15 protein-coding genes are annotated in these 15474 nt (G+C 39.8%); 6 read left to right on the forward strand and 9 right to left on the reverse strand.

Annotation, left to right across the window (positions count from 1 at the left end):
* Positions 1 to 42: 42 nt before the first annotated feature.
* On the forward strand, positions 43 to 480 hold the full coding sequence (locus tag PaeCFBP13512_RS06970; protein WP_069327198.1) for an HD domain-containing protein: 438 nt from the start codon (positions 43 to 45) through the stop codon (positions 478 to 480).
* Positions 477 to 1220, forward strand: coding sequence for an HAD family hydrolase (locus PaeCFBP13512_RS06975; protein WP_137222134.1), 744 nt, complete (start codon positions 477 to 479; stop codon positions 1218 to 1220). The genes PaeCFBP13512_RS06970 and PaeCFBP13512_RS06975 overlap by 4 nt, the downstream gene beginning before the upstream one ends.
* Positions 1221 to 1300: 80 nt before the next feature.
* Here the strand turns inward: PaeCFBP13512_RS06975 and PaeCFBP13512_RS06980 are convergent, their stop codons facing one another.
* The gene (locus tag PaeCFBP13512_RS06980) at positions 1301 to 2287 is read right to left on the reverse strand and encodes a Gfo/Idh/MocA family protein (RefSeq protein WP_069327200.1); all 987 of its coding nucleotides are present in this window, start codon (positions 2285 to 2287) and stop codon (positions 1301 to 1303) included.
* A gap of 276 nt (positions 2288 to 2563) precedes the next feature.
* Here PaeCFBP13512_RS06980 and PaeCFBP13512_RS06985 point away from each other — a divergent pair, with 276 nt between their 5' ends.
* Positions 2564 to 3220 (forward strand): cyclodeaminase/cyclohydrolase family protein, encoded by a 657-nt coding sequence (locus PaeCFBP13512_RS06985; RefSeq protein WP_161594231.1) that lies wholly within the window; start codon positions 2564 to 2566, stop codon positions 3218 to 3220.
* Between the two features lie 96 nt (positions 3221 to 3316).
* On the opposite strand, the gene PaeCFBP13512_RS06990 is transcribed toward PaeCFBP13512_RS06985, so the two are convergent.
* From PaeCFBP13512_RS06990 to PaeCFBP13512_RS07020, 7 genes are all read right to left on the reverse strand, one after another.
* On the reverse strand, positions 3317 to 3823 hold the full coding sequence (locus tag PaeCFBP13512_RS06990; RefSeq protein ID WP_137222138.1) for a DUF6985 domain-containing protein: 507 nt from the start codon (positions 3821 to 3823) through the stop codon (positions 3317 to 3319).
* Between the two features lie 6 nt (positions 3824 to 3829).
* Positions 3830 to 4651, reverse strand: coding sequence for an adenosylmethionine decarboxylase (gene speD, locus PaeCFBP13512_RS06995; protein ID WP_069327202.1), 822 nt, complete (start codon positions 4649 to 4651; stop codon positions 3830 to 3832).
* Positions 4652 to 5042: 391 nt separating this feature from the next.
* Positions 5043 to 5558, reverse strand: a complete 516-nt coding sequence (locus PaeCFBP13512_RS07000) for a hypothetical protein (RefSeq protein ID WP_137222140.1) — start codon at positions 5556 to 5558, stop codon at positions 5043 to 5045.
* Positions 5559 to 5671: 113 nt separating this feature from the next.
* Positions 5672 to 6700 (reverse strand): RluA family pseudouridine synthase, encoded by a 1029-nt coding sequence (locus PaeCFBP13512_RS07005; RefSeq protein ID WP_137222142.1) that lies wholly within the window; start codon positions 6698 to 6700, stop codon positions 5672 to 5674.
* Positions 6701 to 6737: 37 nt separating this feature from the next.
* A complete protein-coding gene (locus tag PaeCFBP13512_RS07010; protein WP_069327204.1) occupies positions 6738 to 8099 on the reverse strand; it encodes a sensor histidine kinase in 1362 nt (453 codons plus the stop codon).
* Positions 8099 to 8842, reverse strand: coding sequence for a response regulator transcription factor (locus PaeCFBP13512_RS07015; protein WP_137222144.1), 744 nt, complete (start codon positions 8840 to 8842; stop codon positions 8099 to 8101). Before PaeCFBP13512_RS07015 ends, PaeCFBP13512_RS07010 begins: the two co-directional genes overlap by 1 nt.
* A 200-nt stretch (positions 8843 to 9042) precedes the next feature.
* A complete protein-coding gene (locus tag PaeCFBP13512_RS07020) occupies positions 9043 to 9789 on the reverse strand; it encodes a hypothetical protein (RefSeq protein ID WP_193555941.1) in 747 nt (248 codons plus the stop codon).
* Between the two features lie 243 nt (positions 9790 to 10032).
* On the opposite strand from PaeCFBP13512_RS07020, the gene PaeCFBP13512_RS07025 reads away from it, so the two are divergent.
* A complete protein-coding gene (locus PaeCFBP13512_RS07025) occupies positions 10033 to 11997 on the forward strand; it encodes a fibronectin type III domain-containing protein (RefSeq protein ID WP_137222146.1) in 1965 nt (654 codons plus the stop codon).
* A gap of 123 nt (positions 11998 to 12120) precedes the next feature.
* Here the strand turns inward: PaeCFBP13512_RS07025 and PaeCFBP13512_RS07030 are convergent, their stop codons facing one another.
* On the reverse strand, positions 12121 to 13434 hold the full coding sequence (locus PaeCFBP13512_RS07030; protein WP_137222148.1) for an APC family permease: 1314 nt from the start codon (positions 13432 to 13434) through the stop codon (positions 12121 to 12123).
* Positions 13435 to 13546: 112 nt separating this feature from the next.
* Between PaeCFBP13512_RS07030 and PaeCFBP13512_RS07035 the strand changes: the two genes are divergently transcribed.
* The gene (locus PaeCFBP13512_RS07035; protein WP_137222150.1) at positions 13547 to 14464 is read left to right on the forward strand and encodes a LysR family transcriptional regulator; all 918 of its coding nucleotides are present in this window, start codon (positions 13547 to 13549) and stop codon (positions 14462 to 14464) included.
* 39 nt (positions 14465 to 14503) lie between these two features.
* Entirely contained in the window at positions 14504 to 15430 is a 927-nt protein-coding gene (locus PaeCFBP13512_RS07040) for an alpha/beta hydrolase (protein ID WP_137222151.1), read from the forward strand.
* Positions 15431 to 15474 lie beyond the last annotated feature (44 nt).

Consider the following 15474-nt stretch of genomic DNA (forward strand, 5'->3'; position numbering starts at 1 on the left):
TGGGTGATACGAAAGTAACCATAAAAAAGGATGTGAATGTCAATGAGTAATTTAGATCGTGCTATTATTCTTGCAACCCGAGCGCATTCCGGACAAATAGACAAATCAGGACTACCTTATATTTTACATCCATTGCGTGTGATGTTAAAAATGACCACAGAAGAAGAACGAATTATTGCTGTATTGCATGATGTGTTAGAAGATACAGATGTAACCGCTCATGATCTATCTGCTGAAGGCTTTTCCGATGAAATTGTAGAAGCTGTACAAGCGTTAAGTCGTAGCGAAGACGAGGACTATCATGAATTTGTAAAGCGTGCCAAAAAAAATTCGTTAGCTCGTCCAGTAAAAATTGCTGATATTGAAGATAATATGGACCCATCTCGTATTTTGAGTTCAACCGACAAAGATATGGAACGGATCAGTAAGTATGGCAAAGCACTGGATGAATTAATGACCGAGGAGAATCCGACCCATTGAATCCACAACAAATAGGTATCTTTTTTGACGTTGATGATACATTATACGATCATTTGCAACCGCTATTCGAAGCGTTGCAACAGGTGATTCCACAGCAACAGGAATCGTTGTCGTATAGTGATGTATATCAACGTTTTCGTTATTATAGTGAAGTATTAGTATCGCCTCAGAATCCTCAGGCACTTCCTTTAGAAGAAATGCGTTACCAGCGCTTTATATTGACGTTAAAGGAATTTGAAATTGAGATTACGGAGGAACAAGCGAAGCAAATGCAGGCTGTATATATAGGCTCACAGTATAATATTCGTCCTTACGACGGAGTTGTAGAGTTGATTCATGAATTGATGGATCAAGGCTATACAGTTGGTCTATTAACCAACGGCCCTGCGGAGCATCAATGGAAAAAGATTTGCGCATTACATATGGATCAAGTTTTTGCGCGTGATCGAATATTTATTTCAGGTGAGGTGTGTCTAGAAAAACCAGATCCAGCTATATTTAATTATGTTAATCGGTTGACGGATACCACGCCTGAACATAGTTTCTTTATTGGCGATTCGTGGCGTAATGATGTTGTGGGTGCAGTAAGTGCTCACTGGCATATGATCTGGTTCAATGCCCGTCATGCTGCTCGTGAATCAAATCATCAACCGGATACAGAAGCCGTAAATTATACTGAAATTCGTACACAATTGTTAGCGATGATTGCCAAGCAGTTCGATTCATCGTCAATAGATTGAATTTGAAATAAGTAAATTTAAAAAAAGCAAAGACATAGATCATGTCTTTGCTTTTTTTATCTTATTCTGTTAGTTAAGAACTATTTGGAATCAGCAGGGAAGATCAGACCAAGTTGGCGACGAGCTTCGTCCATAATTTCAAACGTAATCAACGAATGTTCCCATGAATTAATACTTGATTGTTGTCTACCTTCTATAATCAGGTTCAAGAATTCACGAATCTCGTAATACATTGGTGGCTCGGATTGACTTACATTAATCTCTTCTTCATATCCTCCACGATACGTGATCGTAATTTGTTGAGGCTCACTGATCTTGTCGATGCGTACACTACCTAATTCGCCTTGAATTTCAGACGGAAGCGAAGAATCGGTGATTTTGGAATACATGACTACAGCATCCATTTCATCATAAGACAAAATAATACTGCCTTCACCATCTACACCGGATTCTAACATGACACCTGTCGCTTTCACTTCATTCGGACGACCAAACATCACTGCAAGCGGATACAGACAATAAACCCCGAGATCCATCAAAGCGCCATTGGAGAATTCAGGTTTGAACGCATTTTGGATATTGCCTTCTTTGTAAGCATCGTAACGAGAAGAATATTGACCATAATTAGCAAAATAACGGCGGACTTGCCCGATACGATACAAATTATCGTGAATCGCAATATGATTCGGCATCATCGTTGATTTCATGGCTTCCATCAAAGTAACGTTATTTTGCTTCGCTGCTTCGATCATAGCAGTCACTTCCGTTACATTAGACGCCAGTGGCTTTTCACATAGGACATGCTTGCCATGATTCATACATAGAATCGCTTGCTCGGCATGAAAAGAATTAGGGCTAGCAATATAGACGGCATCTACCTGTCCACTTTCTAGCATAGCTGTAATATCTGTAAACACATGTGGAATATCATGTTTACCACCAAATTGTTCTGCTCGTTCAAGCGTACGTGAGTAAAGGGAAGTAATCTGCAAGTCATCATTACGTTGTGCAGCATCAATAAATCGCTCTGTTATAAAATTAGTGCCTATAATACCAAACCGGATCATGGAATCGTCCTCTCTATTCGTCATATATGGGTACCCCGAAATATGTACGGATACATGTATTCAATATACAATATTATACCCGAGTCACCCGTGATATGACAAAGCATGTTTGAAAAAGAAACAAGATTCATTAGAAGTATCTTATCTAGTTGTTTGATCTGAGTAAATAAACAGTGATATTGATCTTATTTGCTAATCTTTTTGTCGCGTAGTAAGTGAATCGTGATCAAACAGGGTAAAATACAGTATACGATGATTGATCAGGAGGGCATATCAGTGAATACAGAAGTGAATAAAGTATCTTGGGATCAGTCTTTACGTGAAGTGATGGAACAATTAGGTAAAGCAGAACCCACACCCGGTGGAGGTAGTGTATCTGCGATTGTAGCAGCGCTAGGTGCGGCAATGACTTCGATGACCGCCCACTTTTCACAAGGAGAAGAGTATAAAGAAGTAGAAGTAGAAGTGGAACAAGCATTACAAGATATGGCGAAGATCAGAAGTGCTTGTGAACACTTGATGGATGAAGATATGGAATCGTTCGGACAATATATTGAAGCATTACGACTCCCACATCGTACGGAAAAAGAACAGCATGACCGCAAAGAAACACTTCAGACGATGAAAATCCAATCGATCGATATTCCACTTCAATTAATGGAATGCTGTCTGTATGGTCTATATAGCGCTTCACCGCTGATTGAGATCTGTAATCGAACAGTGCTCTCTGATGTAGGCATTAGTCTTATTTTGTTCGAAGCGGCAGCACAGTCTTTATCGTTAACTGTACAGATTAATCTGGTGACGCTTTCCAATGAAGAACAACAACGTTATTATGAGCAACGTGCAGACCTGTTAATGCAGAAAATAAACAAACTTAAACAAACATTATTAGTACAAGTGCAACAACGTATCGTTAGTGATCATGCATAGACGATCCAAATCATCAAATGGATTTCAAATGTTAAAAAAAGCTCCAAACGGACTCACTGTACCGAAAGGGAGTCGTTTGGAGCTTTTGATGTTTTGTTACAGATTATCGTAGGTATTGCCATAGGCAAAGTTCAAGCTATAGTTTTGATAATAACTTTCATTTTCCAGCGAGTTTACACCGTCAAAACTACCTACATATAGAATCTGCTGTCCACGAACAAGCCATTCTAACCCGTGTTCTACTTCCCAATCACATTCGAGTTCAACATGAACAATAGGTTCTGTCTGCTCTGGGAGGTTTTCGACGATCAAAGCAGTAGGCTTGATATATTTCAAAATCTCCAACGGCTCCTGAATAGAAGGGGCTTCAACATCACCCACATATTCGCAAAAGCTAATGCAGTAATCCCAAGAAAACTGACATAATGAAGCAATAACGTGTTCGTCTAAATGGTTAAAAGCCAGTACAGCCACTTCTGCTTGTTCTGTAGAAATATCCAGATCGTAAGCGATCACAGACACCTCAGATTGAAAAAGAGAAGAGTGAAACTGAGCTTCCCAGTCCTGCTCATGGCGCTGAATATGAGTTAAATGTTCACTCATGATTCACTATACGGAACGATCTGTATTCATATTTTTGGCGTAATAGATTTCGTCCATTTCCATTTTGAGACGTTGAGTGATTTGATCTTGATCTTCTTCAGTCAATGTTTCTTTGGTATAGCCGAACAAATAATTATCCAGATCGAATTTTTTTAATTTACATTTCGTATGGAAAATATTTTCTTGATAGACGTTCACATCGATCATATCGTATGTGTCTTTGATCTCAGATGGAATGTAGTTCTGAATAGAACTAATATCATGATCGATAAAGAGTTTATGTCCATGAATATCGCGCGTAAATCCGCGTACCCGATAATCCATTGTCATAATATCAGTATCAAAAGAGTGAATGAGGAAGTTTAGCGCTTTAAGTGGTGAAATCTCGCCACAAGTAGACACATCAACATCCGCACGGAACGTACTGATACCTTCATCAGGATGGTATTCAGGATACGTATGCACGGTAATATGACTCTTATCCAGATGCATGAGTACATGCTCTGGTAATGGACCAGGTGATTCTTCGAAAGAAGCGTTAGGTGCTGTCTCTACCGGACCTTCAGAGATCAACATCGTTACACTTGCACCTTGTGGAATATAATCTTGCTTCGCCACATTCAGCACATGAGCTCCAATAATATCACATACATTCGTTAAGATTTTGCCCAAACGATCTGCATTGTATTGTTCATCAATATAAGCCAAATATGCTTCACGCTCTTCTTTCGTGCGTGTATAACAAATATCGTACATATTAAAGCTTAATGATTTAGTCAAGTTGTTAAAATTATGAAGCTGAATTCGCTGTTGCGGTGTCAATCCCATTTGTATTCCCCCTCAGTGTTGATCTCCATAGAAATGGCGATAAAATGCTATTTTAACGATGATTCTATATGTCTTATTAGTATATACAGTGATGTTGTACTTTTAATAAGGAAAGAATCAAATACTTTTACTATACCCAATCTGTACATATAAAAACAGCAGGCACTAAAACCTATATTATAACATAACACTCCATATGGATATATCTGCACTAGAAAAACCGATTTTATTTTCTCTGTCAATGAAGTGTGTAAAATGTAGAATAAAAGTAGAACATACACCAAGCCTATGTTTATAGCGTTTTATAACCAATTTAATAACGAAAAGACCATTTCCTTTAACGTACAAAGAAAATGGTCTTTTGCTGTAACGTAAACATGCACTATCAAAATTAAGCTTGAGTCTGTGGCTTAAATCCTTCGTCTTTGAGATAGTTGCCTGCTTCACTACGAGATTCGAAAGCCATATCTAAATTCAGACCTGAATACACGCACCACATCTCATCTTCATATTTCAGCGTTAAAATATGTCCATCTTCATCGATCCATGTACCGCCTGTAGAAGTGGTAGTAGCTAATTTGAAAGAAGCTGTAGCTTCTGCTTGCTCTTTCGATTCTACTGCTTTGTGGTTATATGACATCGCTTTGATCGTTTCATCTAATAATGTGCGTAATTGTTCTTCTGAATAATCACGGATATTGACGAATCCTTTATCATCAGTCTGGTAGTTATGCAGTAGACCCGCATAAATGTAACCATTACCGTTCGGATGAATATGGAAAGCGACAATCTTTTTCTCATAGGCACTGTCTTCATAATGGAAATTCACACGACCGAGAGAAACATCTTTGCGTTGCAATTGCGGATACGATTGTAGCAGTTCAAGCTTTTGTTCAAAATTAAGCATAATTGCCTCCTGTGAGTGTTGAGTAGTGGTGATTATAACATAGATAAAAAGCGATAAGCATTAAAAAACAGGTGCAATTCAGCACCTGTTTTCGTAACAGCATACATGATGACTTATTTGGATTCAGGTGCATCTTTAAAAGGATGCTTGAAGCTTTTAGGAATATCCGTTTCAAAGCGCATCGTTTCACCTGTTACTGGATGAATAAAGGAGAGTACGCGTGCATGGAGTCCAAGACGACCCACACCTTGAGCACGAGCACCGTACTTTTTGTCACCTACGATAGGATGTCCTAGATCTTCCATATGAACACGAATCTGATTTTTGCGTCCTGTTTCTAAGCGAACTTCTAATAAGGAGTATTCTCTTGTTTTTTGCAATCGTTTGAAATGAGTGACTGCATGTTGCCCACCATTATCATGCGAGTTGGAGAACATTTTGAGCGTTTTGCTTTCTTTCAGCCAAGAGGAGATCGTTCCTTCAGGCTTTTTCACTTCGCCTTCAACAAGAGCCACATAAGTACGTTCTTCTACGCTCTCACGCCATGTGTTCTGCAATTGTTGTTGAACATCATGAGATTTGGCAAACATCATGACACCGGATGTATCTCGATCTAACCGATGAACCACAAAGATACGTTGCTCAGGATCAGTCGCACGAACATGCTCGGTTAATTGACGATAAGCAGTGACATCTTTTTCTTTATCTGATGCGATAGAGAGTAGTCCAGCATCTTTGTGAATCACAATTAAATGCTCATCTTCAAACATAATCGATAGACCGACCATAGCAGGTGCGGCAACCGGTGGTTCTTTATGAACCATCACTTCTTGACCGGGACGAAGCATATGATTGTACGCTGTAACGGTTTTTTCATTAATAATGACCTGACCACGCGCCAATATCGATTTCACCGAGTTACGGCTGATATTTGTAAGATTGTCCAGTAAAAAAGGAAGAAGTTCTGTCGCTTCTTTGACTGTATAGATCGTAGGTGGAATCGGTTTACTGCGATAGGAACCATTGCGAGAAGACGTGCTTTTCGCTTTGGATGCATGAGCGGTCGGTTTACCTTTATGACCGGATTTTGTTGGTTTTGAGCGATTTGAAGATGAATTTGAACGGGAATTATTCTTTTGCATAAGCTGTAAGCCTCCTGTAATTAACCCCTTCACTATATCATGGAGAAAGTGATCTTGCACCCGTATTTGTTAATTCTGTGCTTTTGGGCAAGATTAAGCTAAATCTAGCGCCTCCAAGTGGGGAAGAAGTGCATACGAGCTCTGCTTGTAAATGGGAAGCAATTTGCTGACAGATCGCCAGTCCTAGACCGGTGACTCCACTTTTACCTGTATAAAAGCGTTGAAAAATCTGTTGTTGTTCTTCGCTGGATAATCCTTCACCATCATCGTCGATATGAATACGACAGATCTCATGATCATCAGACACTTCAATCGTCAATTGTACTTGTGTAGAGGTATGACGAATAGCATTTTGAAGCAGATTCAGCAAGATCTGAAATACCTGTTCCGCAGCAATAGTGATCATCAGCGAAGGGCCCATTAATTGTAGCTGTATATTGCGCGGTTGCGCCGCTGGTAATAGCAAATGAATCGCTTCTTCTGCCATCGTTTTGAGATCAATCGTAGTCTGTTGCCATACTTCATCGACACTTTCGAGTCGAGATAATTGCAGTAATTTCTCAACCATATGAATTAATCGCTTCGATTGAGTGGTGATAATCTCTAACCCTTGCTCTGTGGTAACCACTTGATCCTGAATCGCATACACATATCCTTGAATCGACATCAATGGTGTTTTGAGTTCATGCGATACATTTTGCAGAAATTCAATCTGATATTGATGCTGTCGTTGTAATCGATTGGCCATTAATTGAAAAGTACTGATTAATTCGCCAATTTCGGTATGATCAGCTTGTAAGAAGTGCTCGTTCGGCTGTAAATGAGGTTCATACCGACTTACCGCTTCTTTTAAACGATTCAGTGGTTGTACCATACGCCAGACAGCGAACAAAGCGATAAACAAAATAACGATAAAACTAGCGCCTATTGATAACAAAGTCGTTCGTAATAAAGGGATATATAGTGCACGTACCGATGATAAAGGAGAATATAGAATCACGCGAAAAGGCTGATGATTTAATTGAGCTTCACTGTACAACACTTTGCTACCATTTAACTGCATATATCCTTGATGATTGCTGGAAAAGTTTTTGAGGATTTTTCCATTGTTTTGAGTGTCGCTGGAAGTAACGATTTTATTATTTTTATCGAGTACAAAATAGTCTGCGTAAAACAAAATGTCTTTAATAAAAAAGCGAAAATCTGTGCTATCCAATCCGTCAATATCTTGATCTTTCAAAATATGTGCTGCTTTGATCGTCTGAGCAGATAACTGCTGTTTCACTTGATTGAGTAAGATATCATCCATTAATTGCACGAAGAAAAAGACGGTAATAGCTACCGTCATCAGCATACCTACACAGAGGGACAGCAACATTTTGCCACGAATCGTTTTCATTATTCATGAATAGCGGCTTTGTAGCCGAATCCCCATACGGTATCAATCGTAAGTGTCGATTGGTATTGGACTAGCTTTTTGCGTATCCGTTTGACCAGATCATCAACCACTCGTAATTCGCCAAAAAAATCATAATTCCATACTTGCTGAATCAATTGTTCTCTACTGAATGGACGCTGTACATGGGTCGCCAAAAATAATAACAATTCAAATTCGCGTGAGGTAAAATACAATTCATTATTTTGGATGAGTACTTGCCGAAATTCTTCTGAAATGGATAGATTGCCTGCATAGACATAAGAGGTAGACGTGTCAGGTACGGTTGGGGGAGTCATATCTGCAACACTAGATAGACTGATCGAGTTGCTTGTACGTTTGCCAGTGTCGATTAAGCGTAGCATTGCTTTTACACGGGCAACCAATTCGCGTGGATTGAAAGGTTTGCTCAAAAAGTCATTGCAACCTAACTCCAATCCATTGATTCGATCCACTTCTTCACCCCGCGCTGAGATCATAATAATAGGAATACCTGTAAATGTACGAAGTTCTGTTAATAAGGTAAGCCCATCAATACCGGGCATCATAATATCCAAAATCAAACAGTCCGGATGTTCATGCTGTACATGTTCAATTAATTGTTGTCCATGCGCATACGAGAACACTTCATACTGTTCTTTACGTAAATATTCAGAAATTAATTGCAAAATAGACGGATCATCATCGACAACAAATAGTTTGGTCATAGGGGGAACTCCTTATCATTCCAGAAATATAAATGTTCTTATTCTTAATGTAGCAGAGCGGTATATATAATATCAAAGTTCGCTAAAGCAAAAAGACAGGACCTGCTAGGCAGTCCCCGTCTTTAAGAGTGAGTTTTAGTCATAACTTATCAAGCTTGTGTTCATGAATGAAAAGAACGAGCGCTACCTAATACATTATTTTACTTGTGTGTCGTTGTTTTAGCAGAAGATGTAGATGCAGTTACAGGCGCTTTTTTAGCAGTAGATTTAGTAGTCGTAGCTTTGTGAGCAACGGCTTTTTTATGAGTGACTTTATGATGTGTTACTTTTTTATGATTTACTTTTTTAGCATGGTGTTTGGTAGCTACCGATTGGCTAACATGACGAGCAGCTTTGTGTTTTGGAGCTGTTGTTACTACTTTGTGTGTAGTGCCTGCTTTTTTATGAGCAGTAGCTTTTTGGTGAGTGACTTTTTTATGATTTACTTTTTTAGCATGGTGTTTGGTAGCTACTGATTGGCTAACATGACGAGTAGCTTTGTGTTTGGGAGTTGTTGTTACTACTTTATGTTTGGTAGTACCGGCTGTTTTGTGTGCAGTCGCTTTTTTATGAGCGGCTTTGGTTGCTCTATGTTTGGCTTTTGTTGCTTTGTGAGCTACTTTATGAGCCGCTTTTGTCGCTTTATGCTTAGCTTTGGTCGCTCTGTGTTTGGCTTTCATCGCTTTGGCTGTTGTAGGCGTCGTTTTGGTAGTCGTTGTTACTTTTTTAGCTGGAGTTGCTGTAGTCATTGTAGAAGGTGCTGCTTTGTGAGTGGCAGTGACAGGTGTAGTGTTTTTCGGTGTAGTTGAAGTTGCTGTTGTTGGTGTAGCTGCGAATGCGCTTGTTGCGCCTCCTAATACACTAATTGTTGTTAATAATACTGCTGCATTTTTTGTCCATTTTTTCATTGGAATCACCTCTTCTTAGAATGTAAATTTATCTTATCAAGAGGTTATGTGAGAATCGTGGAATAGATGTGTGAAAAGTGTATTAAATGATAATACAGCGATAATCTTTTCTTTTTCAAAAATATAATAAAATAAAAATATACATTAAACCCATATTGTGCTATTAATTAAACACTTACTTGTATACATAACCCGTTGATAACAGCATCTGTAGTTCATAACGATCAAAAAAGGAGGGTAATAATGCAAAATCAATCTCAGTGGCGTAAAGGTTGGCTATATGTATGTATCTTTAGTTTGCTTGTTATTTGTGTTCCTCAAGCGAAGACAGCGGAAGCGGCATTAGATGGAAGTGAAGGACTGGTAGGCAATCGGATTCCTGTGGGTACAACGTATACATCAAGTACGTATGATCCTACATTTGAGCCTCAAAATATTGGAGATGGTGATTGGTACAGTATATGGAAAGTATCTGCAAATACAGGAATAATACAAATGAAGTTTGCCGAGGCGGTGAATCTCAAAAGTGTACAAGTCTCTACAGGTGGAATCGGAGATCGTTATGAAACGTATACGATTCGAGGTCTACAAAATGGATACTGGCGTAATATCGCTACGCGTACCTTTCATGTCACTACAGGCGGCAATCAAGCATTAACCCCTATTTCCGTACAAATAGGCTGGTATGATGGGATTAGTATTGCCGTTAGTTCTACACGTAATTGGGTGATGATGAGTGAAGTTCATCTTGTACCTACAACAACAAGTACTCCTCCAGCACAACTCCCAGCCCTCAACAAAAATGAACAAGTCTCTCTTTCTTGGAAACCGATTGCAGATGTAGATCATTATCAAATACGTTACGGTACCACTTCGGGTCAATATACAGATACAGTTACCGTAGCCTCAGACACATATAACAACTTTACCGTTCCTAACCTAGCTACAGGAGTCACTTATTATTTTGCAGTAGCAGGAGTACGCAATGGCATCCGAACGAATTATTCCAATGAAGTCGGTGGAATGCGTATACGTGGCAATCCTTTTCCAGAAAATACAGGTAAGGGTGCAAGTAGCGAATACTATCGTAATCCGGTTGAATATACTATGGATGGAGATATACTATCCAAATGGAAAACACAAAATAACAGTAAAAATGCAACGCTAAGTTATGGGATACGCTATCCCTTGTATATTGACGAATTACAATTTGTGATCACTGCTCCTGTTGAAAGTGATATCACATACAAAATATATGAACAAGGGCGAAATGGTAATACCTTGATCGGGCAAAAAACAGTGCATGTAGCTGGTTCCTTATCGCCTGTGCGTATCGAGAGTATTCCGATTGAACCGGATTGGTATCAATTACTTAAAATCGAAATCAGTTCAACCGCCGCACCAGTAGAGGTCAACGAGTTATTATATATCAGCGATCGATCTTCGATGACAGGATTACAAGCTACACCCCAAAATGGACAGGTACATCTGACATGGGATGCGGTTCCCGAAGCGGATGAATATCGAATTACGTATATGAAGCAGTACCCTGATGTGTTAAATGGTCAGACGATTACCGTTCAAGCAGATACGTATCAAGATTATACAGTGACAGGGCTTGATAATAACAGTGTACCTTATTATTTTGTTGTGAATGCTGTAATCAATGGGCAAAATCAAAACTATTCCAATCTCGTCCATGCCACACCGATGAGTTATGCGATAGGTGATCCTGTACCCAAAGGAACCACCGTCACCACTCTCGGTTATTACGATAACAAACCGCCTGAAAATACGATAGATGGCGATCTATCGACCTACTGGATACCGAATACAGGTGATCATAAGAGTGGGACGATTAACTACCGTTTCCCTAAGCCTGTTCAATTAAGTGCGATTCAGTTAGTCAGTATGCTGAATGTACCGGGTAAACAAGCATTTACTATCTATGGTCTACAAGGAAACAATTGGAATCTATTATATGATGGCAAAATCCAAGCTTACTTTAATCCTTTCGGTGGAGTTCTACCAGCTATTCCTGTACCACCCGGCAAATATGAAGGAATTATGATTTTGACTGAAACGACAACCACATGGGTGACTTTTCAAGAATTATTATTATTCTATGACGCTAATACCAACGGTACGGTGCTGACTGATACGTATAGTCCTTTATCTATACCTACGGTAAGTACAGATACGTATTAATTGGAAGTCACACAGACATTCTAAAAAGGAATAGTCAATTGAAGTCAGGAGTCCCAACAGTACAATAGTAATCTATCCAAAAAAAGCTGTTTTGTAGGCAATTGCGTACAAAACAGCTTTTTATTATTCGATATCGGATTTCAACTCTTTATCCAAAATGATCGATTTGTGTAATGAATATCTAGATCGTACCCAAACGGTGATTCCGAAAAGCAAAGTGATAGCGACTGGATACAGAATCGCCCAGCCTGTAAATGGAAAAATAATCGCTGTCGCTACAAAAGAAATCCAGCTAATAATAACGCCAAATCGAATTTCACGTAACAATCGAATCCCTGCCGCACATCCTCCTAAATAGGTCAGAATAAAAGTAGCATTAGGCAATTGAATCAGTGTAGTTAAAGAGACAGTGTTGCTAGCATATAGAATAGTGATTAATCCAAAGCAAACACTTAGAAAAAGAATCCCACCTATAGGTGTATTGTATCGGGCAGATAGTAGACTCATCCATTTGGGAGCATGATGTTGTCTGGATAATGCAAAAGCGACCCTAGAAGAAGCACCTACATAAGCAATAATAGTCGCTGTACAAATAAAAATTCCTGTAACCCCTGCTAACACAGCACCCCACGAACCTAGCAAACGACTGATTACCCACACAAGGGAAGCATCAGACCCGCCTAACAAATAACTTTGTGTCCCCACTGTCGCTAGTGCAGTCAGAAAATATAAAATTCCTACTACAATCGCAGCAATCACAACGCCACGCACAGCGGCTTTACGAGGATCTTTAAATTCTTCAGACATGTGAGAAACAGCTTCCCAGCCGATAAAACACCAGAATAGAATGGCAGCTGCTTGACCGATACTTTTCCAACCGTGAGGCATAAATGGAGTAAAATGAACCACTTGGATCTCAGGTACAGCCGCTATAATCGCAAATGTAAGTACAGCTACAATCGAAATCACAACCGCAATCTGTATTTTGCCAGCGACTTGCATCCCGAACCAGTTCGTAATGAGCCCTGCTAATAACATCAATACAGCGATCAAGATTCGAACCGAATCACTCCATCCCATCGCAGCAGTCATATAACCTGCTCCAGTTAGGGCGGCTACAGGAGCACCGATCGGAACCGACATTAAGAAAAACCACCCGACTAGAGCACCTGCACGTGGACCAAAGGCTAGACTGACAAAATGAGAAACGCCTCCAGCGTTAGGGAACTTGGCAGACAATAATCCCATCGACAAAGCCATTGGCAAAATCAATAAGGTCATAAATCCCCATGCTATTAATGAAGCAGGGCCAGCCATCTGAGCGGCAAGTCCGGGAACAAGCAATACACCTGATCCTAGAACCGCTCCAATATATAGAGCAACCGCTTGAGGGAGCCCTATCGTACGTTGCAAACCCGATGAATGAGACGTTGTCATTTTATTTTCCCGCTTTCCTTGTCATTTGCTATAGCGTAGCAGATAATAGTGTTATCGGAAAAACAGAAATTTTAAATGTGATCCATCTAAAAAACCGATGGGAGATCAAATAATGGAATCTAGACATTTATTTACGTTTCTAGTTGTGGTTGAAGTCGGAAGTTTCACACGTGCAGCCCAGCGACTAGATTATGCGCAATCCAGTATTACTGCGCAGATTCAAGCGCTTGAAGCAGAGCTGGGTACACCTTTATTTGATCGTATGAACAAAAAGATTTTGCTCACAGATGCAGGTCGACGCTTGTTACCTTATGCACAAGAAATATCCAAAATGCATGCTCTTGCTAAAGATGCAATTCGTTCGGATGCCGATCTGTCGGGTACATTAACGATAGGTGCTCCAGAATCGTTGGCTGCTTTTCGCTTGCCGAATATTATTCGTGAATATCGCAAGCATCATCCATTGGTCAAAATCATTCTCAAACCAGGTGCCTGCGCAGAATTGCTAGAGATGATTCGTAGTGGAAGTTTAGATATCGCATTTCTATTGCAACCTGAGATGGAAGATCGTGAACTGCATATGGAGACACTGACGCATGAGAAAATGGCGATGATTGCGCCAATCGATCATCTGCTTGTAGGCAAAAAGCATATTGTACCTGAAGACTTACGCCATGAGACAATTTTGCATACAGAATCAGGGTGTACGTATCGCACATTATTCGAACAATATTTAAATAGTCATGGCATTTTTCCTGATCCTAGTCTAGAATTTTGGAGTCTGGAAGCGATTAAGCAGTGCGTGATGGCTGGACTAGGTATTTCTTTTTTACCATTAGTAGCTGTTGAGCGTGAATTGCGAGAGAACAAATTAGCACGGTTAGATTGGGATGATCGTGAACAACAAGTATATACACAACTGAGTTATCATTTGAAAAAGTGGCAATCGCCTGCTTTAGATGCTTTCTTGGAGATCGTTCATCGTCATGCAGAGAGCTGGCAAGAAGAGGCTTTTATTCATACAAGTTAAATACAGATGATTTCGAATTATGAAGGAGAGTAATCAATTATGCATAAAGTAGAACATTTAGATCATTTGGAAAAAGGGATACGTACACTGGTAGAAGAGTTTGTAGAAGCAGGTCGTCCTTCGGTTCTTCATCAAAGTATCGAAGAACGTCGTGCAGGATATCTGAGTACAATTGCTTTAGCAGGAGACAAAGCAGATATTTACGCAGTTCACGATATTAAGATAGATGAGATTACTTTCCGCATCTATCAATCCGTCGATCAGTCTAATCTACCGGTATTGATCTATTATCATGGTGGATGTTTTGTCAGTGGAGACTTGGAGACACATGATCAGCAGATGCGTCAATTGGCGCTAGAGAGTCAATCGTTGGTGATTGCAGTGGATTATCGATTAGCGCCAGAACATACATATCCAACAGCACATGATGATGCGCTACACGCTGTGCATATTATTCGTGAACATCTAGCAGAGTGGGGCGGAGATACAGATCGAATCACAATCGCTGGTGATAGTGCAGGTGGACATTTGGCACTTGTGACCTGTTTACGATTGAAAGAACAGGGTGATTGGTTGCCTCAGCGTCAGATTCTAATCTATCCTATGCTGGACGCAAGCGGTACAAGCACCACGTATGCACAATATGGCAATGATTATATCATAACAAGAGATGTGTTAATTAGTGGATATGAAGCTTATTTTGGAGATTTACCTTTGGATCATCCAGAAGTCAGTCCATTATATGCAGAGAATCTGACCGGACTGCCAGAAACGTATATGTTAACTGCTGAATTTGATCCGTTATTATTTGAAAATGAAACCTTTTATCGTAAATTGTTAGAGGCAGATGTACAAGCACATTGTCGTCGTTACCTAGGTGTGAATCATGGGTTTTTCCAATTAGCCGGAATCAGTATCGCAGCCAGACAATCCTTACACGATGTAGCGACGATGATTTACCGTTAACACAAGATTCATATGATGATCAAAAGCAGACCTGACATCGATCA

This window comes from Paenibacillus sp. CFBP13512 (genome assembly GCF_005233705.1).
GTDB classification, from domain to species: domain Bacteria; phylum Bacillota; class Bacilli; order Paenibacillales; family Paenibacillaceae; genus Saccharibacillus; species Saccharibacillus nuruki.

Coding starts and splice junctions, on each gene's coding strand:
- PaeCFBP13512_RS07000 (WP_137222140.1), bottom strand. CDS start 5,558: ATGCTTAATTTTGAACAAAAGCTTGAACTGCTACAATCGTATCCGCAA.
- speD (WP_069327202.1), bottom strand. CDS start 4,651: ATGGGATTGACACCGCAACAGCGAATTCAGCTTCATAATTTTAACAAC.
- PaeCFBP13512_RS07015 (WP_137222144.1), bottom strand. CDS start 8,842: ATGACCAAACTATTTGTTGTCGATGATGATCCGTCTATTTTGCAATTA.
- PaeCFBP13512_RS07030 (WP_137222148.1), bottom strand. CDS start 13,434: ATGACAACGTCTCATTCATCGGGTTTGCAACGTACGATAGGGCTCCCT.
- PaeCFBP13512_RS07020 (WP_193555941.1), bottom strand. CDS start 9,789: ATGAAAAAATGGACAAAAAATGCAGCAGTATTATTAACAACAATTAGT.
- PaeCFBP13512_RS07040 (WP_137222151.1), top strand. CDS start 14,504: ATGCATAAAGTAGAACATTTAGATCATTTGGAAAAAGGGATACGTACA.
- PaeCFBP13512_RS06990 (WP_137222138.1), bottom strand. CDS start 3,823: ATGAGTGAACATTTAACTCATATTCAGCGCCATGAGCAGGACTGGGAA.
- PaeCFBP13512_RS07005 (WP_137222142.1), bottom strand. CDS start 6,700: ATGCAAAAGAATAATTCCCGTTCAAATTCATCTTCAAATCGCTCAAAA.
- PaeCFBP13512_RS07035 (WP_137222150.1), top strand. CDS start 13,547: ATGGAATCTAGACATTTATTTACGTTTCTAGTTGTGGTTGAAGTCGGA.
- PaeCFBP13512_RS06980 (WP_069327200.1), bottom strand. CDS start 2,287: ATGATCCGGTTTGGTATTATAGGCACTAATTTTATAACAGAGCGATTT.
- PaeCFBP13512_RS07010 (WP_069327204.1), bottom strand. CDS start 8,099: ATGAAAACGATTCGTGGCAAAATGTTGCTGTCCCTCTGTGTAGGTATG.
- PaeCFBP13512_RS06970 (WP_069327198.1), top strand. CDS start 43: ATGAGTAATTTAGATCGTGCTATTATTCTTGCAACCCGAGCGCATTCC.
- PaeCFBP13512_RS07025 (WP_137222146.1), top strand. CDS start 10,033: ATGCAAAATCAATCTCAGTGGCGTAAAGGTTGGCTATATGTATGTATC.